General features: G+C 72.7%; 19 protein-coding genes. 9 read left to right on the forward strand and 10 right to left on the reverse strand.

The annotated features are described in order from the left end of the window. The first annotated feature begins 96 nt into the window (after nt 1-96). From O7615_RS13415 to O7615_RS13435, 5 genes are all read left to right on the forward strand, one after another. Nucleotides 97-2,118 carry a flotillin family protein gene (locus O7615_RS13415; protein ID WP_278177839.1) on the forward strand — a complete coding sequence of 674 codons (2,022 nt, stop codon included), beginning with the start codon at nt 97-99 and terminating at the stop codon, nt 2,116-2,118. Next, nucleotides 2,111-7,297 (forward strand): DNA repair ATPase, encoded by a 5,187-nt coding sequence (locus tag O7615_RS13420; protein ID WP_278177841.1) that lies wholly within the window; start codon nt 2,111-2,113, stop codon nt 7,295-7,297. The genes O7615_RS13415 and O7615_RS13420 overlap by 8 nt, the downstream gene beginning before the upstream one ends. Before the next feature lie 99 nt (nt 7,298-7,396). Continuing rightward, nucleotides 7,397-8,323 (forward strand): endonuclease/exonuclease/phosphatase family protein, encoded by a 927-nt coding sequence (locus tag O7615_RS13425; protein ID WP_278177843.1) that lies wholly within the window; start codon nt 7,397-7,399, stop codon nt 8,321-8,323. A 148-nt stretch (nt 8,324-8,471) separates the two neighbouring features. Further along, nucleotides 8,472-8,972 (forward strand): SigE family RNA polymerase sigma factor, encoded by a 501-nt coding sequence (locus O7615_RS13430; protein WP_278177844.1) that lies wholly within the window; start codon nt 8,472-8,474, stop codon nt 8,970-8,972. Then, entirely contained in the window at nt 8,962-9,903 is a 942-nt protein-coding gene (locus O7615_RS13435) for a hypothetical protein (protein WP_278177845.1), read from the forward strand. The genes O7615_RS13430 and O7615_RS13435 overlap by 11 nt, the downstream gene beginning before the upstream one ends. Before the next feature lie 13 nt (nt 9,904-9,916). On the opposite strand, the gene O7615_RS13440 is transcribed toward O7615_RS13435, so the two are convergent. The 3 genes from O7615_RS13440 to O7615_RS13450 all read right to left on the reverse strand — a co-directional run bounded on the left by O7615_RS13440 (nt 9,917) and on the right by O7615_RS13450 (nt 13,258). Beyond that, the gene (locus tag O7615_RS13440; RefSeq protein ID WP_278177846.1) at nt 9,917-11,479 is read right to left on the reverse strand and encodes an AMP-binding protein; all 1,563 of its coding nucleotides are present in this window, start codon (nt 11,477-11,479) and stop codon (nt 9,917-9,919) included. Between the two features lie 110 nt (nt 11,480-11,589). Next, nucleotides 11,590-12,804 (reverse strand): acyl-CoA dehydrogenase family protein, encoded by a 1,215-nt coding sequence (locus O7615_RS13445; RefSeq protein ID WP_278177847.1) that lies wholly within the window; start codon nt 12,802-12,804, stop codon nt 11,590-11,592. Between the two features lies 1 nt (nt 12,805). Beyond that, nucleotides 12,806-13,258, reverse strand: coding sequence for an SCP2 sterol-binding domain-containing protein (locus O7615_RS13450; RefSeq protein WP_278177848.1), 453 nt, complete (start codon nt 13,256-13,258; stop codon nt 12,806-12,808). Nucleotides 13,259-13,324: 66 nt separating this feature from the next. Between O7615_RS13450 and O7615_RS13455 the strand changes: the two genes are divergently transcribed. After that, complete coding sequence (locus tag O7615_RS13455; RefSeq protein WP_278177849.1) at nt 13,325-13,963, forward strand: TetR/AcrR family transcriptional regulator; 639 nt, start codon at nt 13,325-13,327, stop codon at nt 13,961-13,963. Between the two features lie 33 nt (nt 13,964-13,996). Here the strand turns inward: O7615_RS13455 and O7615_RS13460 are convergent, their stop codons facing one another. From O7615_RS13460 to O7615_RS13490, 7 genes are all read right to left on the reverse strand, one after another. After that, the gene (locus O7615_RS13460; protein WP_278177850.1) at nt 13,997-14,611 is read right to left on the reverse strand and encodes a DedA family protein; all 615 of its coding nucleotides are present in this window, start codon (nt 14,609-14,611) and stop codon (nt 13,997-13,999) included. An 87-nt stretch (nt 14,612-14,698) separates the two neighbouring features. Further along, nucleotides 14,699-16,009: an adenylosuccinate synthetase gene (locus O7615_RS13465; protein ID WP_278182090.1), complete on the reverse strand. Its 1,311-nt coding sequence runs from the start codon at nt 16,007-16,009 to the stop codon at nt 14,699-14,701. A gap of 152 nt (nt 16,010-16,161) precedes the next feature. Further along, on the reverse strand, nt 16,162-17,121 hold the full coding sequence (locus O7615_RS13470; RefSeq protein ID WP_278177851.1) for a hypothetical protein: 960 nt from the start codon (nt 17,119-17,121) through the stop codon (nt 16,162-16,164). A 10-nt stretch (nt 17,122-17,131) separates the two neighbouring features. Further along, nucleotides 17,132-18,106 (reverse strand): serine/threonine protein kinase, encoded by a 975-nt coding sequence (locus tag O7615_RS13475; RefSeq protein WP_278177852.1) that lies wholly within the window; start codon nt 18,104-18,106, stop codon nt 17,132-17,134. Then, entirely contained in the window at nt 18,103-18,855 is a 753-nt protein-coding gene (locus O7615_RS13480; protein ID WP_278177853.1) for an NUDIX domain-containing protein, read from the reverse strand. The genes O7615_RS13475 and O7615_RS13480 overlap by 4 nt, the downstream gene beginning before the upstream one ends. Nucleotides 18,856-18,940: 85 nt before the next feature. Next, nucleotides 18,941-19,771 (reverse strand): MaoC/PaaZ C-terminal domain-containing protein, encoded by an 831-nt coding sequence (locus tag O7615_RS13485; protein WP_278182091.1) that lies wholly within the window; start codon nt 19,769-19,771, stop codon nt 18,941-18,943. Between the two features lie 377 nt (nt 19,772-20,148). After that, nucleotides 20,149-21,522, reverse strand: a complete 1,374-nt coding sequence (locus O7615_RS13490; protein ID WP_278177854.1) for a 3-oxoacyl-ACP reductase — start codon at nt 21,520-21,522, stop codon at nt 20,149-20,151. A gap of 54 nt (nt 21,523-21,576) precedes the next feature. Between O7615_RS13490 and O7615_RS13495 the strand changes: the two genes are divergently transcribed. From O7615_RS13495 to O7615_RS13505, 3 genes are all read left to right on the forward strand, one after another. Beyond that, nucleotides 21,577-22,869, forward strand: coding sequence for an acetyl-CoA C-acetyltransferase (locus tag O7615_RS13495; protein WP_278177856.1), 1,293 nt, complete (start codon nt 21,577-21,579; stop codon nt 22,867-22,869). 612 nt (nt 22,870-23,481) lie between these two features. Then, on the forward strand, nt 23,482-24,024 hold the full coding sequence (locus tag O7615_RS13500; RefSeq protein ID WP_278177857.1) for a UTRA domain-containing protein: 543 nt from the start codon (nt 23,482-23,484) through the stop codon (nt 24,022-24,024). Nucleotides 24,025-24,041: 17 nt separating this feature from the next. After that, on the forward strand, nt 24,042-24,758 hold the full coding sequence (locus tag O7615_RS13505) for a GntR family transcriptional regulator (RefSeq protein ID WP_278177858.1): 717 nt from the start codon (nt 24,042-24,044) through the stop codon (nt 24,756-24,758). Nucleotides 24,759-24,794 lie beyond the last annotated feature (36 nt).

Consider the following 24,794-nt stretch of genomic DNA (forward strand, 5'->3'; position numbering starts at 1 on the left):
CGGCCCGCCCCACGCTGCCCCTGAGACTCCTCGAAAGGAGGATGCGCGGCGTACCGCCCGGCCCATCCGCCGGCCGCCACGCCCGCGCGCCCAGCCATGGATGTCATCACCATCGGAGTAGGTGTACTCCTCGCCGTCGTCCTGCTCGTCGCGCTCGGCGTGGTGTTCATGGTCAGCCGGCTGTTCCGCAAGGTCGAGCAGGGCAAGGCACTGATCGTCTCCAAGATCCGGCGGGTCGACGTGACCTTCACCGGCGCGGTCGTGCTGCCCGTCCTGCACAAGGCCGAGATCATGGACATCTCGGTGAAGACGATCGACATCGAACGGACCGGCAACGAGGGGCTGATCTGCCGGGACAACATCCGGGCCGACATCCGGATCACCTTCTTCGTCCGGGTCAACAAGACCGTCGAGGACGTCATCAAGGTGGCCCAGGCGATCGGCACCGCGCGGGCCAGCGACCGGGAGACGTTGCAGGAACTGTTCAACGCGAAGTTCTCCGAGGCGCTGAAGACGGTCGGCAAGCAGCTCGACTTCGTCGATCTCTACACCAAGCGCGACGAGTTCCGGGATCAGATCATCCGGGTGATCGGCACCGACCTCAACGGCTACAGCCTGGAGGACGCGGCGATCGACTTCCTGGAGCAGACGCCGATGTCGCAGCTGGACCCGAAGAACATTCTCGACGCCCAGGGCATCCGGAAGATCACCGAGCTGACCGCGATCGAGCACGTCCGGACCAACGAGTTCCGGCGCAGCGAGGAGAAGGAGATCACCCGGCAGAACGTGGACGCCAAGGAGGCGATCCTGGAGCTGGAGCGCCGGCAGGCGGACGCCGAGGCCAAGCAGAACCGCGAGATCGAGACCGTGCGGGCCCGCGAGCAGGCCGAGATCACCCGGGTACGCGCGGAGGAGCGGCTGCGGGCCGAGACCGCGAACATCCGTACCGACGAGCAGTTGGGTGTCCAGCACGAGAACCGGGCCCGGGAGATCGCGGTCGCGGAGAAGAACCGTGAGCGGGTCATCGCCATCGAGACCGAGCGGATCGAGAAGGACCGCCTGCTGGAAGTGATCGGCCGGGAGCGGGAGACCGAGCTGAGCACGATCTCCAAGGACAAGGAGGTCGAGGCCGAGAAGCGGGCCATCGCCGAGGTGATCCGGGAGCGGATCGCGGTGGAGAAGACCGTCGCCGAGCAGGAGGAGAACATCAAGCGGCTGCGGGTGGTCGAGGAGGCCGAGCGGACCCGCCAGGCGCTGGTGATCCAGGCCGAGGCCGAGGCGCAGGAGAACCTGGTCAAGGACATCAAGGCGGCGGAGGCCGCCGAGGCGGCGGCGAAGCACAAGGCCCGCGAGGAACTGGTGCTGGCCGAGGCCCGGCAGCAGGCCGCCGAGCTGGACACCCGGGCGAAGATCCGGCTGGCCGAGGGGGTCCAGGCCGAGGCGGCGGCGACCGGCCTGGCCGACGTGCAGGTCCAGGAGCGCAGCGCCGAGGCGATCGAGAAGGTCGGCCGCGCCGAGGCCGCCGTGGAACGCGAGAAGGCGGTGGCCGCGGCCGAGGCGGTACGCGAGAAGCTGAAGGGCGAGGCCGAGGGTCTCACCGAGAAGGCCGCCGCGATGGCCGCGCTGGACGACGCCACCCGGGAGCACGAGGAGTACCGGCTGCGCCTGGAGCTGGAGAAGGAGGTCCGCCTGGCCGGGCTGGACACCCAGCGGCAGGTCGCCGAGGCGCAGGCCAAGCTGGTCTCCACCGGCCTGGAGAAGGCGAACATCGACATCGTCGGCGGGGACAGCGTCTTCTTCGACCGGCTGCTCAGCTCGATCTCGTTCGGCAAGAGTGTGGACGGCTTCGTGGCCCACTCGGACGTGGCGAAGAACCTGGCCCAGCCGTGGCTGGACGGCAGCGCCAGCTTCACCGACGACCTGGCCCGGATGGTCGGCTCGCTGGACAGCGCCGACGTGCAGAACCTCACCCTGTCGGCGTTCCTGGTGCAGCAGATGCGCTCCGGCGGTGCGGACAAGGGCAAGCTCCAGGAGCTGCTGAAGGCCGCGCAGCGCCTCGGCGTGGCGGAGACCCCGGTCGCCGCCCTCACCGGCCCGCGGCAGCGCGCCGGTGAGTGAGCCGAACGCCGGTCCGGCCGCTGTCGGGCGTACGCCCGGCGACGCCGGACCGGCCCCGGCGGACCGAGCCGGCGCGAGCCGGCAGGCGGGCGATCCGGCAACGCCGGCGGCCCGGACCGGTGCCAGGCAGCCGGCGGGCGGCCCGGCCGAGCCGGCGGGCGCGGAGCCGGCGGGTGCGGCGGTGCCGGCGGTCGAGGGTGCCGGTCCGGCGGGCGGGCTGCCGGGGCTGGACGACGGCAGCTACGAGGTGCTGCGCCGCCGGCTCGCCACGCAGGGGGCTGAGCTGGCCCGGCGGGCGGAGCGGCTGAACGCCCGGCGGTTGGAGGTCTTCGGCAGCACCGAGCTGCGGCTGCTGAGCACCGAACGGATCCGTACGGAGCACAACTGCGTACCCCGGGACATCGTCCCGGTCGGCGGGCTGATGCTGTTCGGCTACAACGTCTTCATCGGGCTCAAGCCGGAGACGACGGTCGACGACGTCTTCTCGCTGCACCGCTTCACCCGCGAGGGCGGTGCGGACAGTGCGGACGCGGCGGGGTTCCGGTTCGACGAGGCCGGCCACGACGAGCTGCCCGGCCTGCTGCGCGACCCGCAGTTCGTCCGCGACTTCGGCGAGTTGTACCGCTACTACCGGCAGGCCCGGCTGCTGCAACTGCGCCGGGTCGGCGGCCGCCTGCTGGCGGTGTTCCAGACCGGCCCGCGCACCGAGGACATCCGGGTGCTGCGCTGGCAGGTCGGCGTCGACGGCAGCCCGCAGTACCTGGACAGCCGGGGCGAGCGGGATCATGTCTTCCCGCCGACGCACGACTTCGAGTGGATCGAGACCACCCGGGAGGACCATGTCCTCGGCCGGCATCCGCACATCTCCATCGACGGCCAGGTCTTCGTCGAGACGGTGGGCGGCACGCTGACCGTCAAGGTGGAGAACAACACCGAGGTCGGCGAGGGCATCTACAGCGAGCCGGTGGACGAGCCGTTGCAGAGTCTCGCCGACGCCGACGTGCACTGGGCCCGGATGGGTGCGCTGATCCTGCTGCGGATGCGGCCGTACAAGGAGACGCAGTGGCGGCACCTGGTCTTCAACACGCTCACCCGGGAGGTGGTCCGGCTCGACGGCATCGGCGTCGCCTGCCAGCGGCTGCCGGAGGACCACGGCATCATCTTCCCGGGCGGCTACCACCTCGCCACCGGCGTCACCCGTACCTTCGACACCGACGTCTCCGACCTGGAGTTCGAGCGGGTGGTGCGGTCGCCGAACGGTGAGGACGTGCTCTACGTCTTTCACGCCCGCGCCGACGGGCGCTCCCTGCTGCTGCCGTACAACGCGATCCGCAAGGAGGTGGCGGCGCCGATCCCGTGCCACGGCTTCTCGCTCTTCGACGACGGCACGCTGGTGGTGTCCCGGGCGGTCTCCGAGGAACCGACCCGGGTCCACCCGATGCAGATCTGGCAGACGCCGTACGTCTCCGACGCGTACGCGGCCGCGCAGCCGGCCGGGACCGGGCCGCTGGAGCGGATCGGCAACGCGGACCTGGTACGCGGCATCTCGGACTCGCTCTCGGCGGCCCGGATGGTCGACGGCACCGCCACGGCCGAGGTCTACGAGGCGCTGATCGCCGCCTGCGCCCGGATCACCGACCACTACCACTGGCTCGGCGAGGAGGAGCTGGGCGACCTGGCCAACCCGCTGGCCGGGCTGCGCCGCACCGCCACCGCCGTGCTGGAGGAGCACGAGAAGGTCCGTACGCTCACCGAGCGGGCGCGCGCCGAGCTGGACGACAGCGCCGAACAGATCGCCTCGCTGGCCCGCCGGGCGCGCGGCGAGGCGCCGCTGACCGCCGACGACTGGGTCACCCAGCTGGGTGGCCTGCACCGGGCGCGCGGGCACCTGGAGACGCTGCGGGAGCTGCGCTACGTCGACCACGGCCGGATCGACGAGCTGGCCGCCCGGTTGGACGAGGAACTGGCGGTGGCGGGCCGCCGGGCGGTGGAGTTCCTGCGCCGGGACGAGGCGCTCACCGGCTACCAGCAGGAGATCGAGCGGCTGGCCGCGAAGGCCGTCGGGATCGGCACGGTGGCCGAGGCGGGCGCGGTCCGCGACGAACTGGCCGCCCGTACCGACGGCCTGCAGACCATCACCGACGTGGTGGGTGGACTGGACATCGCCGACGCGACCGTACGGACGCAGATCCTGGGCCGGGTCGGCGAGGTGCTGGGCGCGGTCAACCGGGCCCGGGCCGTGCTGGACAAGCGCCGCCAGGAACTGGCCGCGGCCGAGGGTCGGGCCGGGTTCGCCGCCGAGTTCGCCCTGCTCGGGCAGGCGGTCACCGGTGCGCTGGCGGCGGCGGACACCGCCGAGCGCTGCGACGAGCAGCTCGGCCGGCTGCTGCTGCGGGTGGAGGAGCTGGAATCCCGGTTCGGTGAGTTCGACGACTTCCTCGCCGAGCTGGCCACCCGGCGTACCGACATCTACGAGGCGTTCTCGTCGCGCAAGCAGGCGCTGCTGGACGAGCGGGCCCGCCGGGCCGACCGGCTGGTCGCCTCCGCCGAGCGGATCCTGGTCAGCGTGCACCGGCGGGCCGGCACCCTCGGGTCGCTCGACGAGATCAACACCTACTTCGCGGCGGACCCGATGGTCGCCAAGCTGCGCGCGGTGGTCGAGGAACTGCGTACCCTCGGCGACGCGGTGCGCGCCGAGGAGCTGGACGGCCGGGTCCGGGCCGCCCGGCAGGAGGCCGGGCGCGGCCTGCGCGACCGCCTCGACCTGTACGCCGACGGCGGCGAGACGATCCGGCTGGGCCGGCACCGCTTCGCGGTGAACACGCAGCCCATCGACGTGGCGGTGGTGCCGGCCGAGGGCCGGATGGTGGTGGCGGTGACCGGCACCGACTACCGCGCCCCGGTGCGCGACGAGGAGTTCCAGCAGACCCGGCGGTTCTGGGACCAGCTGCTGGTCTCCGAGTCGGCACAGGTGTACCGGGGGGAGTACCTGGCCACCGCGATCCTCGCCGCCGCCGAGGCGGGCCGCGACGGGCTCGACCTGGACACGCTGCACGCGGCCGCGGTGGACGCCGACGGGTTGCGGGAGCTGGTCCGGCGGGTCGCCGAGACCCGCTACGACGAGGGGTACGAGCGCGGCGTGCACGACCACGACGCCGCCGAGATCCTGCGGGTGCTGCTGCGCCTGCACGCCGGCGCGGGCCTGCTGCGCTATCCGCCGGCCGACCGGGCGATCGCCCAGCTGTTCTGGCGGTACGGCACCGATGAGGCGAGCCGGTCCGCCTGGACCGCCCGCGCCGCCTCGCTGGCCCGGGCCCGCAAGCGGTTCGGCCGCCCCGAGGGGGAGGACGCCGCCGACCGGCTCTGCGGACAACTGGCCGATGCGGTCGACGGTTTCCTGCGCGCCACCGGGCTGCCCGCGCCGGACGGCGGGACCGGGTTCGCCGGCGAGTACCTCTTCGCGGAGCTGTCCGCTCCGCCGGTGCGGTTCGCCACCGGCAGCGGGGCGCGGTCCATGCTGGACCGGTTCCGCCGGGCGCTGGGCGGCCCGCAGTCGCGCTCGTCCCGTGAGTTCGACGACGACCTGCGGGCCCTCGGCGACGACCTGGCCGGGCGCCACCAGCTCGTCCAGGCGTGGCTGACCGCGTTCCTCGCCACCGACGACGGGGACCTGTCCGGGTACGACCTGCCCGAGGCGGTCGCCGTCGAGTTGGGTGGCGCCGAGGTGGCCCGCGCGGACAGCGCCGCGACCATGACGGAGACCGTCGGCGGCCTGCTCGGCACCCATCCGCGCATCGAGGGCTCCACGCTGGCCGTTCGGCTGGACGAGACACTGGCCCGTACCCGGTCGTTCCGCACCGAGCTGGTTCCGGCGTACCGCGACTACCAGCGGCGGCGCAACGCGCTGGTGGACGTCGAGCGGGAGCGGCTGCGGCTGGAGGAGTACCGGCCGAAGGTGATGAACGCGTTCGTCCGCAACCGGCTGCTCGACGAGGTGTACCTGCCGCTGATCGGTGACAACCTGGCCCGGCAGCTCGGCGCGACCGGCGACGGCAAGCGGGTCGACCAGTCCGGCCTGCTGCTGCTGATCTCGCCGCCCGGCTACGGCAAGACCACCCTGATGGAGTACGTCGCCAGCCGGCTCGGCCTGGTCTTCGTCAAGGTCAACGGCCCGGCCCTGGGCTCGAAGGTCACCTCGCTGGACCCGGCGGAGGCGCCCGACGCCACCGCGCGGCAGGAGGTCGAGAAGATCTCCTTCGCCCTGGAGCTGGGCAACAACGTGCTGCTCTACCTGGACGACATCCAGCACACCAACCCGGAACTGTTGCAGAAGTTCATCTCGCTCTGCGACGGGCAGCGCCGGATGGAGGGCGTCTGGGAGGGCCGCACCCGCACGTACGACCTGCGCGGCAAGCGGTTCGCGGTCTGCATGGCGGGCAACCCGTACACCGAGTCGGGGCGGCGGTTCCGGATCCCGGACATGCTCGCCAACCGGGCCGACGTGTGGAATCTCGGCGACGTGCTCTCCGGCCGGGAGGAGGTCTTCGCGCTCAGTTACATCGAGAACGCGCTCACCGCCAACCCGGTGCTGGCACCACTGAGCGGCCGGGACCGCGCCGACCTGGAACTGCTGGTCCGGATGGCCCGCGGCGACGACTCGGTCCGGGCCGACCAGCTGTCCCACCCGTACCCTCCGGTGGAGCTCGAGCAGATCGTCTCGGTGCTGCGCAAGCTGCTGCGGGTGCAGCAGGTGGTGCTGGCCAACAACCAGGCGTACATCGCCTCGGCGGGGCAGTCCGACGACGCGCGCACCGAGCCGCCGTTCCAGCTCCAGGGGTCGTACCGGAACATGAACAAGCTGGCCGAGCGGATCGTCCCGGTGCTCACCGACGACGAGCTGGAGGCGGTGATCGACGACCACTACCTGGGCGAGGCGCAGACCCTCGCGGCGGGCGCGGAGGCCAACCTGCTCAAGCTCGCCGAGCTGCGCGGCCGGCTCACCCCCGAGCAGGCCCGCCGCTGGGCCGAGGTGAAGGACGCCTTCCAACGCTCGCGGGCCCTCGGCGGCGCCGGCGACGATCCGGTGGACCGGGCGGTCGGCGCCCTGGGCCTGCTCGCCGACCGGGTCGGCGGGGTGCAAGCGGCGATCGACCGGGCCGGGGCCGACCTCGCCCGGTGATCCCGCCAACTGCGCGGGTGTCCTCAGTGAATCGACGCATGCGATGATCGTCGCCGACCGGTGACACTCCGAAACCGGCGAACCAACGGGGGAACGTCCATGCTCATCCGGAGGGCACTCGCGGTGTGCGCCGCCGCCGCACTGCTCCTGGCTGGCGGTGCCGTGCCGGCCCGGGCGGCGACCGTCGATGCCAGCTACAACGTCTGGACCTGGAACGTAGCGGGTTGGAAGCTGAACCGGGGTTCGACCACGAACGGTCTCATCCCGGCACTGGCCAACTCGATCCGCAACCGCAGCTCGCACTTTGCCGCGTTGAACGAGTTGTGCTGGAGTCAGTACAAGGCGGTGCAGGCCAATCTGCGCAACTCCGGCTGGCCGCAGGACGTCGAGAACTTCTCCCGGTTCGAGCCACACAACGAGACGGGCTGCGGCGGTGAACCGTTCGGAGTGGCCATCTTCAGCCGGGCACCGCTCGGCGCGGCCAACCGGTACGCCCTGGCCGCTGACGGCAGCAGCGAGACCCGCAAGCTGCTCTGCGCACCGTTGGAGGCCCGGCCGAAGCTGCGCTTCTGCACCACCCACATCACCCCCTCCAACGAGGTGATCGGGGGGCAGAAGATCAACGAGCGGCAGTTGGGTGAGGTGCTGGGCAGGTTGGAGGCGTTTCACGGCAACGGCGACACGGTCATCGTCGCGGGCGACTTCAACGCGCAGCCCAACTACGGTCGGTTGGACGGGTGGTATTCGGCCAGCCTGAACCACCCGAACAACACCAACAACCGAGGGGCCTACCGCGAGCTGGATGACACCGAATCGACCTGCTACGGCTACGGCGAGAAGACCCAGGAGTCCGGTGATCTCGGACCGTGCGGCCAGGTCAAGAAGGTCGACCTGATCTTCGTACGGGAGAGCCGGATCGTCGGCAGTTACAGTGGCGACTCCCTGGCCATTGCCACCAACTGCGGTGGCCTCTGCTCGGACCATCGCATCCTGGTCGGCACGGTGACCGTCTCGATCACCGTCTGAACCGGCCTGACGCTCCACCCCTGAGCCACCACCCCTGACTCCCACCCCTGAGCCACCGCTTTCCGCCAGACGGCGATCGGCGCGGTGGGTGCAACCGTTGCGGGTGGCCGCCCGTGTCAGGGGTACGGGCAGGAAGGGGTGGTCAGCGATGCGCGATGCCGAGGGCTTCGACGAGTTCTACCGGGGCACGTCCGGTCGCCTGCTGCGCTACGGGTACGCCCTGACCGGGGACCTCGCCGAGGCACAGGACATCGTGCAGGAGGCGTACGTCCGGGCCTGGCAGCGTTGGCGGAAGCTCGCCTCGTACGACAGCACCGAGTCCTGGGTACGCCTGGTGGTGGCCCGACTGGCCACCGACCGGTGGCGCCGGATGCGCAGCCAGCGGGTGGCGTTGCGGCGGGCCGGGCCGCCGGATCACGTCGCCGCCCCCAGTGACGACACGGTGCTGCTGGTGGGCGCGTTGCGGCGGCTACCGCCGGTCCAGCGGCAGGCGATCGCCCTGTACTACCTCTGCGACATGTCGGTGGCGGAGATCGCCGCCGAAACCGACGCGCCACCCGGGACGGTCAAGTCCTGGCTGTCCCGTGGCCGAGCCGGTCTCGCCGCCGTACTCGATGATCTGACCCCGGAGGCCCACGATGTCGGCTGAGCTGGAGCGGATGTTCTCGTCGCTGGGTAGGGACAGCGACGGCGTGGCACTGCCAGCGCCCGAGGCGGTACGCCGGCGGGGTGACCGGCGCCGGCGGGTGCGCGCCGTGGGTGGCCTGCTCACCGTCGCCGTCCTGGTCGGCGGCACCGCCGTCGGCACCCGCCAGCTGCTCGCGGACCCGGTGCCGCCGGTGCCGCCGATCGTCGACAGCACACCGTCGCCCCGCCCGTCTCCCACCCCGTCGCCCTCCGCATCGAGCTTGGCGCCGGTCGAGCCCACGCCCGAGTCGAGCCGGACCTCCACGTCGGCGCAGAACGCCTCCTCGCCCGCCACCTCGGCACCACGATGTGAGGAGGTTGCGGACTACCCGTATCCCGGACCGAGTCACGCCGGGGTGGCGTTGCCCGCCTCGGTGATGCTCACCGCCGCGGAGTGGGGCCGCTGCTACGTGATGATCGCCGAACGGCCGGGATACCCGGTGTACGACCCGGAGGTGACCGGCGGCGCCAAGCCGAACGTCTGCCTGGACGACGCCGAATACGAGGCCGACGCCGCGCGGATCGCCGGCCGCTTCCGCTACTTTGACGGTGGCCCGGAGATCGGCGGGTACGAGTCGGTGGCCCGGTACCGCCCGGACGCCGCCGCCGAGTTCCTCGACGAGGTCCGCCAGCGCGTCGCGGCGTGCGCCACCTTCACCAACCAACACATGCCGGGGGACTGGCACGCCGTCATCGTCGAGCGGAACTTCGCCGGTGACGAGAGCCTGCTCATCTACGTCGGCACCGGCGCGGACGGTGCCGGCTATCCCGGCTGGTACCTCGGCGTGGTCCGCCGGGGCGACCTGGTGGCCGTGGTGGAGCCCCACTCCGACCTCGGCGGCTCCCGCGACTTCGCGCAGACCATGACCCGCCGGGCCGCCGACCGCCTCTGACCCGCCCAGCGGGTCAGCCGTAGTAGCGGCGGAGTTCGCGGGTGAGGACCTTGCCGGTGGCGTTGCGCGGCAGGTACCTGACGAAGACGACGTCGCGGGGTACCGAGAAGCGGGCGAGGTAGTGCCGGACGTACTCGCGGACCGCCTCGGCGTCGAGCGTCTCGCCGGGGTGCAGGCCGAGGAAGGCGGCGAGCCGCTGGCCGTAGTCGGGGTCGGGTACGCCGATGACGGCGGCCTCGCGTACCTGGGGAAGCTGGGTGAGCAGCTGCTCCACCTCGCCGGGGAAGACGTTCTCGCCGCCGGAGACGATCATGTCGTCGGCGCGGCCGTCGACGAAGAGCAACCCGTCGGCGTTGACCCGGCCCAGGTCTCCGGTGTCCAGCAGGCCGTCGTGGCGTTCCCGGTCGGCGCCCGAGGTGTAGCCGTCGAAGAGCATCGCGTTGCCGACCAGGATCCGACCCACCCGGCCACCGGTGACCGGCTGACCGGCGTCGTCAAGGATCTCCAGCCGGGTGCCGTACGGCGGTCGCCCGGCCGTGGTGGGTGCCTGGCGCAGGTCGGCGGGGGTGGCGATGGAGGCCCAGGACGCCTCGGTCGAGCCGTACAGGTTGTAGAGCACGTCGCCGTAGGTGTCCATGAACGCCGACGGCAGGCCGCCGGGCAGCGCGGAGCCGCTCACGGCCACCACCTTCAGCGGTGGCCGGGGCTGCGGCGCCGGCACCTCCATCAGCCGCTGCAGCATCACCGGCACCGCGAACAGCGCCTGGCAGCGGTGCCGTACCAGGGCGTCCAGCGTGGCGGCCGGGTCGAAGCGGCGGTGCAGCACAATGGTGGCCCGCAGCGCGAAGCAGACCTGTAGGGCCGCGTACCCCCAGGTGTGGAAGACCGGCGCGGCGATCAGCACCCGGTCGCGCACGTGCAGCGGGATCCGGTCGATGATGGAGACCAGCGGGCCGAAGCCGTTCGGGGTGGGGCGGCGGGCACCCTTCGGTGCGCCCGTGGTGCCGGAGGTGAGCACGATGATCCGGCCGTCCCGCTCGGGCGGATCGAGTTCGCCGGGCAGCGCGCTGGCGATCAGCTCCTCGCGGGCCGGCTCGTCGAGGCGGTGCAACTCGGCCGGCAGCCCGAGGGTCCGCTCGGTGAACTCGTCGTCGTGCACCAGGAGCCGCAGCTGCTGTTCCTCCGCCACCGTGGCCAGCTGCGCCGGGGATAGGCCGGTGTTGACCAGCACCGCGTCCGCGCCGAGCAGGGTGGCGGCGACGATGGTCTCGATCAGACCCGGGTGGTTGCGGCAGAGCACGGCGACCCGGTCGCCGGGCTGGATGCCGAGCCCCGCGCGCATCGCGCGGGCCAGCCGCGAGGAGCGCTCCAGCAGCTCCTGGTACGTCAGCTCGTCGCCCTGGTCGTCGACGACGGCGATCCGGCCGGGATCCCGGGCGGCGGCCTGGCGCAGCTCGCCGGCGAGGCTCCACCCCCACGTCCGCAGCGCGCTGAGCTGGGCCGCGACGCGGATCGGGCGGCCCGGGGTGAGCAGGCCACGGCGGGTCAGCGTGGCGACGATGAACGGCAGGTCCATACCCGAGTACCTCCTTCTGCCCGGCAGCCTGGGTGGGTCGCCCACGCCGCGCCGGCCGGCGTCCACCTGCGGGACGCCGGCCGGGGAATGTCCGTCGAGGACGAGTGGGGTCAGCGGATCTGCATCCCCGAGATCGCTCGGGAGATGACCAGGCGCTGGATCTCCGAGGTGCCCTCGAAGATGGTGTAGATCTTGGCGTCCCGGTACCAGCGTTCGACCGGGTGGTCGCGCAGGAAACCGGCCCCGCCGAGCAGCTGGACCGCCCGGTCGGTGACCGAGACGGCCACCTCGCCGGCCTTCAGCTTGGACATCGAGCCCTCGCCGGCGGTGAACGGCCGGTTGTTGCGGCCCATCCAGGAGGCCCGCCAGACCAGCAGCCGGGCCGCGTCGATCTCCATCTTCATGTCGGCCAGCGCGAAGGCGACCGCCTGGTTGGTGATGATCGGACGGCCGAACTGGACGCGTTCCTTCGCGTACTCCAGGGCGTACTCGTAGGCGGCCCGGGCCACGCCGAGCGCCTGCGCGCCGACGGTGGGCCGGGACAGCTCGAACGTCCGCATCGCCGCCTGGCCGGAGGCGCGCTGCCCGGTGCGGGCGCGGGCCAGGCGCTCGTCCAGCGCCTCCTTGCCGCCGAGCAGGCACCGGCCCGGCACCCGGACGTCGTCGAGGAAGACGTCGGCCGTGTGCGACGCCCGCAGGCCGAGCTTGCGCAGCTTGCGGGTGGCGCTGAGCCCGGCCGTGCCCGGCGGTACGACGAACGCGGCCTGCCCCCGCGAGCCCAGCTCGGGCTCCACCGAGGCGGTCACCACGTGCACCCCGGCGATCCCGCCGTTGGTGGCGTACGCCTTCTGCCCGCGCAGCACCCACTCGTCGGTGGCCCCGTCGTAGGTGGCCCGGGTGCGTATCGCGCCGACGTCGGAACCGGCCTCCGGCTCGGTGGAGCAGAAGGCGGCGACGGTGGGGGAGTCGACGTCGCCGAAGCACTGCGGCACCCACTCGACGAGCTGGTCGGGGGTGCCTGTGCCGTAGATGGCGGCGACCGCGAGCGAGGTGCCGAAGATGCTCAGCCCGATGCCGGCGTCACCCCAGAACAGCTCCTCGCTGGCGATCGGCAGCGACAGGCCGGTGGGGTCGGCCCAGCAGGTGGCGAGGAACTCGAAGCCGTACAGGCCGACCTTCGCCGCCTCCTGGATGACCGGCCACGGGGTTTCCTCGCGGGCGTCCCATTCGGCTGCGGCCGGGCGCACGACCTCGCTGGCGAAGCCGTGCACCCAGTCGCGCAGATCCCGCTGTTCCTCGTTCAGGTCGAGCGAGAACTCCACCATCTCAGGCCTTGGGGATGTCGAAGAGGTTCGCGATGTTGGCGGCCAGACCCAGGTCGCCCTTTGCCTTGAGCTTGCCGGTCATGAACATCATGACCGGGTTGGCGCCGCCGGAGACGACCTTCAGGAAGTCGACCGGGCCCAGGGTCAGGCTCAGCCGAGGGTCGTGCTGCGCGGTCTCGTTGACCGTGCAGGTGCCGTCGGCGATGACCACCTCGTAGGTGTCGGTGCCGCCGTCGGGGGCGCCGGTGATGTTCCAGTGGATGACCGCGTTGGTCGAGCCGGCCCGGTCGGCGCGGAACAGCTGCGGCATCCGCCCGAAGACCTCGCCGAGAATCTTGCCGCGCAGGTCGCCCGACATCACCTCGGCGAGCTTGCTCTCCGGGGTGTTCTTGACGAGCTGGGCGAAATCCTTCGGGCCGACGTTGGCGAAGGAGGCCGGGTCGAAGTCAGTCATGGAAAGCACCTCTCGGACAATGGTTACTCTGGCGTAACCTTACGCATGAGTAGGTATGCTCGCAAGGTGTCCACAGGTCCCGCCTTCAAGCGCCTTCCCCGGGCCGTACGCGAGCAGCAGATGCTCGACTCCGCGGTGCGGGTCTTCTCCCGGCGCGGCTACCACGGCGCCAGCATGGACGAGATCGCCGAGGAGGCCGGCATCTCCAAGCCCATGGTGTACGCGTACCTGGGGCACAAGGAGGAACTCTTCGTCGCCTGCCTGCACCGCGAGGGCACCCGGATGATGGAGGCCATCGCCGGGGCGGCCGTCCCCGACCTGCCGGCCGACGAGCGGCTCTGGCGCGGGTTGCGGGCGTTCTTCGGCTTCGTCGGCGCACACCGGGACGGCTGGGCGGTGCTCTACCGGCAGGCCCGGGCCGAGCAGCCGTTCGCGCGGGAGCTGGCGGTGATGCGGGCGCGGCTGGTGGAGGTGGTCGCCGGCATGCTCGACCACGCGTTGCGCGCGCAGGGGCGCGAGGTGGCCGAGACCGAGCTGGAAGTCGTCGCGTACGCCCTGGTCGGCGCGAGCGAGTCCCTCGCGGACTGGCTGGCCGACCGGCCGGAGGCCGACCCGGAGAAGACCGCCACCCGGATGATGAACGCCGCCTGGCTCGGCGCCGGTCAACTGCTGCACGGCGCCACCTGGCGCCCACCGTCGGAATAAGCCGTCGGAGTCAGGACGGGCCCTTCCTGACAGTTACGACCGTCGGGCACGATGGCGGGCGCGGTGGCGCAGCCGGCGGACCAGCTCGACCAGCACGGTCACGGCGACCGACAGACCGATCCCGGCCAGGATGCCGCGCAGCGGTTCACGCTCGAAGGCCAGACCGCCGACGACGCCGAGCAGCACGCAGTACAGCGCCCAGGAGACCGCGCCGATCAGGTCGAAGAGCAGGAACGACCGTCGCGGGTAGCGGAGCGCGCCCATGGTCAGGGTGACCGCCGTGCGACCTCCGGGGATGAAGCGGGACGCGGTCAGGATGATGCCGCCGCGACGGTCCACCGCCCGCCGCGCCCACTCCGAGCTGGCCCGTCGTCGGCTGTCCATCGGCGAGTGGTCCAGCCGTCGTGATCCGCCGCCGCGCCCGGCCGCGTACGAGAGGTGATCACCGACGAGCGCGCCGAGGGTGGCCGCCATGATCACTAGCAGCAGGTTCGGCTCGCCGCCGGTGGCCAGGACGGTGACCGTGATGATCGCCGCCTCGGCCGGTACCAGGGGGAAGAACACGTCGACCGCGGTGAGCCCGAACAGCAGCAGGTACACCCACGGCGAGGTGAGCGTCTGCCGGATCAGGTCGAGGGCGGCCTCCATGGACCCATGCTCACCGCCGGACGGGCGCCCCGTGGCGGGACAGACGAATCGCTGCTGATCAGGGGTAGAACGGCTGCACCCGGGCGATCACGCCGACGGAAGGGCCCGACACGCCGCACGTCGCGACCGCCGCCCTCGGCCCCCGGGAGAGCGGGCGGCCGGCGGGGTGAGCAGGGCACCGCGCGCGGTCTTGTCCTGCGCCGTCGGGCCGTGCGAGGTGAGCACGACGGGTGCGCCCAGCGCCTGCTCCACCGCCATGGACCAGTCGGCCGGCGGGGCGTCGTCGTACACCGGGCGGGCCCGCAGCAGCCGGGCGGTGAGCGCCGCCTGCCGGTCGAGGTCGCCGGGCGGGCCCGGGGCCAGCCGGTCCAGGTCGGCGTAGCGGCGGCAGATCCGCAGGCCGAGGCCGCGACCGGCATGGTCCAGGTGGGTCAGCGCCAGGCCGTCGACCCCACCGGCGACCGCCAGGGCGTACGCGTGGGCGACCGCGTCGAAGTGGCCGAACCGGAAGCGGCCCTGCCACGGGTTCGTCGGGTTGTGCGGATCGGCCAGCGGCAGCGCCGCGTCCTCGGTGACGAGGGGCCCCGGCCCGTGCCGGGTGGTGACCGTCCGCAGCACCCCGATCCGGGTCGCCGAACCGGCCATCCCGGCCTCGGCCAGCAGTGCCTCGGCGTTGGTGAAGGTGGTGGTGCTCCACGTCGTGTACGGGTGGAAGCCGTGCCACTCGTCCAGCAGCACGCCCTGCGCCCCCTCGAACACGCACAGCCCGGCCCGCAGCTCCCCGGCCAGCCAGGACCGGTCGACGATCGCCACCCGCCGCGCGAAGGCGCGGTACGCGGGCAGGCAGTCGGCGACCGGGGGAGCGTCCAGCGGCCCGAGTTCGGCGTGCAGCCGGTCGCGCAGCATGGTCAGCCGGCGGCGCAGCCGCTCCGGGCGGTGGCAGTCCGCCACCCGTGGTGCCTGGTCGGGGTGGGCGAGGCCGTACGCGACGGCCTCGCCCACCCCCAGCCCGCAGGAGCCGTGCCGGTCGACTCCCCGGGCCAGTTCCCGCGCCCGGTTCGCGGCCCGGTGGTACGGGGTGGCCAGCAGCGCGTCCCCGTCCACGGTCAGCCGGTCGAGCGCGTCGGGCACGCGTACGGTGGCGAGGTGGTCGGCCTCGGCGACCAGTGCCAGCGGGTCCACCACGACGTGCCGGGACAGGTGCGTCCGCACGCCGGGATGGAAGGTGCCGGCGCCGAACTGCGCGAACGTGTGGTGCCGGCCGTCGCGCAGCACGACGTTGTGTGCCGCCTGCGCGCCCCCGTTGAACCGCACCACCGTCCGCACCGGCCGGGTCGCGCAGAGCCAGTCCACGACGGTGCCCTTACCGGCGTCGCCGTACCCCAGGTCGACCACGATCGGGTGCGCTCCGCGCGGGCCCCTCGCCGCCGGCCCGCCGCCCGGCCCGACCCGCCGGCGCACCGCCCCGGCCACAACCGCACCCGCCACCGGCCCAGCCACGACCGCACCCGCCACCGGGCCGGCCGGGATCGCACCCGCCACCGTGCCGGTCACAGCCGGATGACCCCGCCGCCGGTGCCCCGGATGGCTGGCAGCTCGGTCACCTCGGCCCGCCGGCCCCCGCCGAGACGGGCCAGCGCCTTCGACACGGTGCCGGTGGCCGCCGAGCCCGCCCGGTCCAGGTCCCGCAGGCCCTCGTCGAGGTCGATGGCCTGCTCGCCGAGGCCCACGGTGAGCGCGATGGTCTCGCAGACCGCGCCGAGGTCGTCCAGCTCCAGGACGTTCTGGCCGAGCAGGTCACGCCAGAAGTCGAGCACCCGGCGGTTGCCCGAGTAGTGGCTGCCGGCGGGGATCAGGTGGTACGTGTCCCAGCGGCGGGTGACCTCGTCGACGATCTGCCGCAGCGGCACGTCCTCGCGCAGGTCGCCCTCGATCAGCCGGGCCACCTCGGTGGCCTTCACCTTCGGGTAGGCCAGCTCGTCGCCGATGACGAACAGGTAGCCGCGCCGGCCGCGCTTCTCCCAGTGGTCGGTGACCGTGTGTCGGGCCATGAAGTACAGCGCCAGCTCGTAGGACTCCCGCAGCTGACCGCCACCGCCGCCCTCCAGCACGATCCGGCCGAGGTCGTCGTCCATCCGGTTGTCGGACTCGAACTGACCGATCTGCAGCGGCACCCGGTCGCAGGTGGCGTCGCCGATCGCCCCGAACATGATCTGCGGGTCCCGGGCGTACCCCTGGCGCAGCAGCAGGCCCAGCAGGTGCGGCAGCTTGGCCTGGAGGATGCGGGGCACGTACCCCATCGAGCCGGTCACGTCGAAGAGCACGGCGACGGGGGTCGACCGCGGGTGCTCGGCGCAGTCGCGGCTCTCCCGCACCGCGCCGCGAGGGTCCAGTGCCGGATGGACCACCCGCGCCCCGCTGTCGCTGTAGGAGAAGGCGCTGGCGCCGGTGGCCCGGCGGTACCGGTCGGCGGCGTCGTACACGTCGGTGGACCACATTCCGCTGCCCATGGCAGCCTCCTTAGCGGTTGAGGGTGAAGGGTCGGAAGGTGCGCGGCCCGTAGAGCCGGTGCAGCAGGTCGTCGAGTTCGCGCAGCAGCCGCCAGGCGTCGTCGGGACGGGCACGCAGCAGCCGTTGCCGGCAGCCACGGGCGAAGGCGAGCAGCTCGCGCGGCGCCCGGCGGCCCATCAGCCAGACCATGCAACGGGTGGCCAGCGCGATGTCGGTGCCGGGCCCGCACGGGCGACCCTCGGTGACCTCGGCCGGGTACCAGTCCTCGTAGCCGGGCATCAGCGCCGCAACGGTGCCGCCCGGCTCGGTCGAGAAGCACCAGTCGACCAGCACCACACCGTGCTCGTCCGGTTCGATCAGGACGTGCGGCGGCAGCACCGCGCCGTGCACCACGCCCGCCCGGTGGGCGAGGCCGAGCGCGACCAGCAGCCGCCGCCACATCCAGGCCACGTCGCGGGCGTCCAGCCCGCCCGGGTGGGCGCGCCCCACCTCGACCAGGCTGTGCAGACCGGGCGCGGTGGCGAGCACGGTGACCTGGCGTTGCGCCCCGGTGGCGGCGTCCCGGTGGGCGAAGCTGTCGACCAGCCGGGGCACGTACGGCAGCCAGCGCGGGTCACCCCGCTCGGCGAGCGTGCGCAGGGCGCGCTGCTCGCGGACCATGAGGTCGTTGTCGGCCGCGTTGCGGGGCAGCTTGAGCAGCCGGTCGGCGCCGACGTCGTACAGGTCGGCGAGGTCTCCGGAGTACGCGGGCCGGCCGCACCGGTAGCCGCGCAGCACGGTCACCCGGCGGGCCCGCCAGCGGGCGGTGACCCGGTGCAGGGCGTTGACGGCGGCGGCGCGGACCCCCGGGCCGGCCCAGCCGAGCCGATCGGGGTGCAGCGCGCCGACGAGTTCCCGGTAGCGCCGCTCCGGCGCGTCGGCGCCGAACAGCTCGTCGTCGTCGCGGGCGGCGGCGACCATGCGGATCGCCTCGTCGGTCGTCATCGCACCGTCTCCTCGCGGGCCGGGCGCAGCAGCGCCGGGTGCAGGAGTCGGGCGTCACCGGCCCGGTAGAGCCGCGCGCGCGGGCCGCCCCGGGTGCCACCGCGCTCGGTGCTGGCGCCGGTGCTCTCCACGAAGCCCGGCACGGAGAGCACCTTGCGGTGGAAGTTGCCGGCGTGCAGCTGGTGCCCCCAGACCGTCTCGTAGACGGCCCGCAGCTCGCCGATGGTGAACTCGGGCGCGAGGAAGCGGGTGGCCAGCGGGGTGTACTCCAGCTTGGAGCGGGCCCGCTCCAGCCCGTCGGCGACGATGTGGCCGTGGTCGAAGGCGAGCTGCCGGTTGGCCAGCTCGGCGACCGGCACCCAGGCCGCCTCGTCGGCGTCGGTGCCGGCCGTGGCGTCCGGCAGGTCGGGGGCGAAGGCGAGGTGCGCGACGGAGACGATCCGCATCCGTGGGTCGCGGTCGGGCGCGCCGAAGGAGGCCAGTTGCTCGACGTGGACGCGGCGCAGCCGCTCGCCGGCGAGGCCGGTCTCCTCGGCCAGCTCCCGCCGGGCGGCGACGGTCAGGTCCTCGTCGGGCCGGACGAAGCCGCCGGGCAACGCCCAGTGGCCCGCGTACGGCTGCTCGCCGCGGCGGATCAGCAGCAGGTGCAGCGCGCCGTCGCGGATGGTCAGGGCGACGACGTCGACGGTCACCGCCACGGCCGGGTAGGCGCGCGGGTCGTAGGCGGCGAGGAAATCCTGCTCGTTCACGCTCGATCAACCTCACTTAGAGAACATCTCTATATGAGAACAACCTAGCGGCAAAGCGAGGGCCGGGCAAGTACCCGGCCCTCGATCAGCGGATGGTGCCCACCAGATGTGGGCGACCGCGCAGGTCATGCAGGCTGAAGTCCCAGCCCGGGCCCGATGCGGTGGCGCTGAAGGCCACCGTGCCGGGCAGCGGCACCGGCAGCTTGAACGCCACGTCGACCGTGTACGCCTCGGGTAGCCGGCTCTCCAGCGCGGCGAGACAACGCGCCTTGCTCCACATCCCGTGCGCGATGGGCCGGGGGAAGCCGAGCAGCCGAGCGCCCCACCGCGAGGTGTGGATCGGATTGTGGTCGCCGGAGACGCGGGCGTAGTCCGTACCCACCCGGGGTGCCACCCGCCAGCGGGCGGTGGCGGCCGGCGGCGCGGGCCGCTCACCCCGGTCGCGCCGCTCGCCGTCGCCGGGGGTGCGCTGCCGCCCGAGGTACGTCGAGACGCCGCGCCACACCTCCTCTCCGTCGACCGATCCGACGAGGACGACATCCAGCTGCCGCCCCCGGTCGTGCGGGCGCAGGTTCTCCGCCCAGGTGCTGAAGTCCAGCCGGTCGGCGACGGTGATCGGCCGGTGCACGGTGATCCGGTTGCCGACGTGCACCACCCCGGTCAGCGGGATCGGGAACTCCGGCGCCGTGATCAGGCGCAGCGCCAGCGGGAAGCCCATGACGTGCGGGAAGGTCGCGGGCAGCTGGTCGGCCAGCCGGAATCCGCACACCCGGTCGTAGTCGGCCAGCCACTCCGGATCCACCGCGACCCCGCCGACGGTCAGCTCGACCGCCGGCACGCCGTCGCCGCGCCGGCCGCCCAGCCCGGGCAGCGCGCCCAGCAGCGCCCGCCGGTACAGCGGCCCGGCCGCCGGCATCCGGGGCAGCTCGACCCGAGCCCGGGCGGCCGGCTCCACGAGCCCGCTGGCCAGGCCGCCATCGCCTGCCGCGCCGCTGTCGCCTGCCATGCCGCCACCGCCTGCCGGGGCGCTGTGGCCTGCCGCGCGGCTGTCGCCCGCTGGTCCGCCCGCCGGCCCGCCCGCCGAGGCAGCGTCGCCTGCCGGGCCGCTGCCGCCTGCCGGGCCGCCTGCCGGGGTGCTGTCCCCCGCCGGGCCGCCTGCTGGGCCGCTGTCGCCTGCCGGGGCGGCGAACGCGGCGGCCAGGATCTCCGGGGTCAGGGTCTCCGTGGGCCCGTCGATCAACTCGCCGACTGACAGGTCGTCGGCCGGTTCCTCACTGCGCCTGCGCCGGGCCATCACGCCCCCAGCAGGCTCTGGCCGCAGACCCGGACCACGTTGCCGCTGACCGCGCCGGACGCCGGCCAGGCCAGCCAGCCGATGGTCTCCGCGACGTCCACCGGCAGCCCGCCCTGGGAGAGGCTGTTCATCCGGCGACCCGCCTCGCGCAGCATCAGCGGAATCCGGGCGGTCAGTCGGGTCTCGATGAACCCGGGCGCGACGGCGTTGACGCTGATCTGCCGCTCGCGCAGCGCCGGAGCCAGCGACTCGACCAGCCCGATCACGCCCGCCTTGCTGGTGGCGTAGTTGGTCTGGCCGCGGTTGCCGGCGATCCCGGCGATCGAGGAGACGCCGACGATCCGCCCACCGGCCGGGATGAGCGCGCGTTCCAGCAGCAGGTCGTTGATCCGCTCCTGGCTGCCGAGGTTGACGTCGATGACCTGGTCCCACCGGTCGGCATCCATCCGGCCGAGGGTCTTGTCCCGGGTGATGCCGGCGTTGTGCACCACCACGTCCACCCGGCCGTGCCGGCTGGCCAGGTGTTCGGCGAGTCGGGCCGGCGCGTCGGCGGCGGTCAGGTCGAGCTGCACGGCGCTGCCGCCGATCTCGTTGGCCACCGTGGCCAGCTCGTCACCGGCGGCCGGCACGTCCAGCGCCACCACGGTCGCCCCGTCGCGGGCCAGCACCCGGGCCAGCGCCGCGCCGATGCCCCGGGCCGCGCCGGTGACCAGCACGAGCTGCCCGTCGAGCGGGCGGTCCCAGTCGACTGGCGCGCTCGCCTGGCCGGCACCGACCCGGATCACCTGACCCGAGACGTACGCGGAGCGGCCGGAGAGCAGGAACCGCAGGGTCGACTCCAGGCCGGTCCAGGTGCCCGCGTCGGCGTCACGGGTGACATACACCAGTTGGGCGGTGATCCCCCGGCCGAACTCCTTGCCGATGCTGCGGGTCAGCCCCTCCAGGGCCCGCTGGGCGGTCGCCTCGCGTGGCGTGTCGCACTCGCCCGGCGGGGTGCCCAGCACGATCACCCGTCCGCTGGGCTGCACCGCCCGGGCCTGCGGGTGGAAGAAGTCGTAGAGCTGTCGCAGGCCGGACGAATCGGTGATGCCGGTAGCGTCGTAGACGAGGGCGGCGCTGGCGGGCGTACGACCGGTTGCCGGTTCGGGCACGGCCGTGGCCGGATCGCGCAGGGCGAGCCCGGCGGAGGCCAGGATCTTGCCGACCGGTTCGGCGAGGCGCCCACCGGTGGCGGCGCCGAGCAGGACCGGCCCGGGAAGGAGCGGCTCGCCGGGTGCGTGCCGGCGCAGTCGCGGCGGATCGGGCAGCCCGAGGCGCTTGACCAGCGCCCTGCCGGCGCCCGACTGGACGAAGCTCGCGTACCTGTCGGTCATAGGCGTAGCCTACTGGCGAGTAAGGTGCGGGCAACACTCCTGAGGAGGCGGATCGTGCAGAACGTTCGACGGGTCGCGGTGATCGGCGGCAACCGGATCCCCTTCGCCCGCTCCAACTCGCGCTATGCCAGCGCCTCCAACGCGGACATGCTCGGCGCGGCCCTGGACGGGCTGGTCGCCCGGTTCGGCCTGGCCGGGCAGCAGGTCGGCGAGGTGGTCGCCGGTGCGGTGCTCAAGCACTCCAAGGACTTCAACCTCACCCGAGAGGTGGTGCTCGGCTCGAAGCTCGACCCGCGCACCCCGGCGTACGACATCCAGCAGGCCTGCGGCACCGGCCTGGAGGCGGCCATACTGGTCGCCAACAAGATCGCTCTCGGTCAGCTCGACGTCGGCATCGCCGGCGGCGTCGACACCACCTCCGACGCCCCGCTCGCGCTCAACGAGGACATGCGCCGCACGCTGATCAAGCTCAACTCCGCCCGCACCCTCGGCGAGCGACTGCGGCTCGCCGCGAAGCTGCGCCCGGCCCAGCCGTTCAAGCCGGAGATGCCGCGCAACGCCGAGCCCCGCACCGGGCTCTCCATGGGTGAGCACGCCGCCCAGACGGCGCTGCGCTGGAACATCGAGCGGCAGGCGCAGGACGAGCTGGCGCTGCGCTCGCATCAGCGGCTCGCCGCCGCGTACGACAAGGGGTTCTTCGACGACCTGATGACCCCCTACCTGGGGCTCACCCGCGATCAGAACCTCCGCCCGGACACCACCCTGGAGAAGCTCGGAGCGTTGAAGCCGGTCTTCGGCGCCCAGGGGCCGGACGCCGAGCGGGCCACCATGACCGCCGGCAACTCCTCGCCGCTGACCGACGGCGCCTCCACCGTGCTGCTGGCCAGCGAGGAGTGGGCGCGCGAGCACAACCTGCCGGTGCTGGCCTGGTTCTCCTGGTCGGAGACGGCCGCGGTGGACTTCGTGCACGGCGACGAGGGTCTGCTGATGGCGCCCGCGTACGCGGTGCCCCGGATGCTCGCGCGCGCCGGGCTCACCCTCCAGGACTTCGACTACTACGAGATCCACGAGGCGTTCGCCTCGCAGGTGCTGGCCACCCTGTCCGCCTGGAACTCGAAGGAGTTCTGCGTCGACCGGCTGGGCCTGGACGCCCCGCTCGGCACCATCGACACCGACAAGCTCAACGTGAACGGCTCCTCGCTGGCCGCCGGCCACCCGTTCGCCGCCACCGGCGGCCGGATCGTGGCCACCCTGGCCAAGCTGCTCGCGCAGCAGGGCAGCGGCCGCGGCCTGATCTCCATCTGCGCCGCCGGCGGCCAGGGCATCACCGCGATCCTCGAACGCTGACCCCCCACCCGCCCGCCCAGCGCGCACCCACCCACCCCGCCCGCGGCCCCCAGCCGTTGCCATCTGACCGGTAGAGGGAGCCCCACGACAGCGCAACGGTGACAAAAGGTCCCGGCCTCGGGTTCATGATCCGCGCAACTTCCCTGATACTGCTGCCTCGGGCGGAGTTGAGGCAGCAGTATCCCTGAAACTGTGCGGATCTTGGGAGCGTGATCCGACGGGGGCTTTGCCCTTGCGGGCTTCGTGGTCCACGGGGGCCGAGCGGACCGCGCGGCAGACCGCATGCCCTCTTTGCGCCTGCGCGGCGTCCCGAAGAGACCGGGCGACTTGGACAGTTTCTGTTTGCGCGGAGTCTGCACGGAACGGAAACTGTCCAAGATTGACCTCGGCGATGGCTTCGGCGGCCCGGTCGGGCCGTGGCAGGTCGCTTACGTGGCGGCCATGACGGCGGCGAGTGGGTGAGGTCAGTCAGGTGGCCTGTCGTGGCGGTTGGGTAGCCAACCGAGGAACCGTTCGTAGAGCAGCGCTGGCGGCACCTGGCGCAGGTCCGACGTCGTGATGGTGTCGGTGTGCGAGTGTCAGGCGTTGCCAACGACCCGGTGGGAGCCGAACATGAGCGGAACCGAGTGGCTCAGCGTCTCGATGCCCTACGTCCTGCCTCGGCCGGAGCGGCAAGCGGACGCCTGGGCCGAGGAGGCCGCGCGGCAGGGTGGCGTCGGTACCCAGCGCCTGCTCAATGTCGGTGAGGTGATGCCCACCGGGCAGGTCGCCGAGGCGTTGGGTGTCGAGGACGGTGAGCCGGTGGTCGCTCGTCAGCGGTTGATGCTGCTGGACGATCGACCGGTCGAGCTGACCGACTCGTACTATCCGGTGTCGATCGCCCGGAACACCGCGCTGGCCGAGCCGCGGAAGATCCGTGGCGGCGCGGTCAGCCTGCTCGCGGATCTGGGTTATCGTCCGGGGCGGGTCAGGGAGGACGTGTACACGCGCCAGCCCGACGCCGTCGAGCGACGTTTGCTGGACCTGGTCGACCGGGAGTGGGTGTTGGGGCTCACCCGCGTATCGAGCACGGAGCAGGGACGTCCGGTCGAGGTGAGCGTCATGACAATGGTGCCGTGGGGGCGGCGTCTGCGATACGAGTTGTCGATTGACTGACGAGCGGAGCACCTGACATGGCCAGCGGAACTGACGGCCGTCCGCGCCATGAGCAGATCGCGGCCGACCTTCGCGCACGCATCATGTCCGGCGATCTCGCCCCTGGGGCGCAGCTGCCGTCGATCCCGATACTGGTGACGCAGTACTCCGCCGCCACGGCGACCGTCCAGCGCGCGCTCGCCGCGCTCAAGGCGGAGGGATCCGTCTACAGCGCGGTCGGCAAGGGTGTCTACGTCCGGGACCGGCGGCCGCTGGCAGTGGAGGCCGCGCCGTACCTTGCGCTGTCGGCGGCCGGCTTTGCCTATCGGCTTCTTGCCGTAAGAGAGGTCGTCCCGCCGATCGAGGTGGCGGAAGGTCTGGAACTGGCCGGCGGCGACCGGGCGGTACTACGGCATCGGCTGCTCCTGCACGGCGGCGAACCGGTCGAGCTGTCCTGGTCGTACTACCCGGCCGGCATCGCTCGGGGCACCGAACTGGCGGAGCGGAGCAAGATCAGTGGTGGGGTGCCGCGAGTCCTGTCAGACCTCGGCTACCCGCCACAGGAGATGCAGGACCGCGTCTCGGCGCGGATGCCGACGACCGAGGAGGTCGAGGCGCTGTCCTTGCCGGCGTACGTCCCGGTGCTTCGGCAGTTCCGGGTGATCCGCTCGATCGATGACCGGCCGGTCGAGGCGTCCGTCCTGGTCAAGGGGAGTCACCTGCATGAGCTGCGCTATCGGCAGAGCCTGCCCTGATGGGTTGCTGATCGCCTGTGCGCCCAGCTGGACCCG

Source organism: Micromonospora sp. WMMD1082, assembly GCF_029626175.1.
In the GTDB taxonomy this organism is placed as follows: Bacteria; Actinomycetota; Actinomycetes; order Mycobacteriales; family Micromonosporaceae; genus Micromonospora.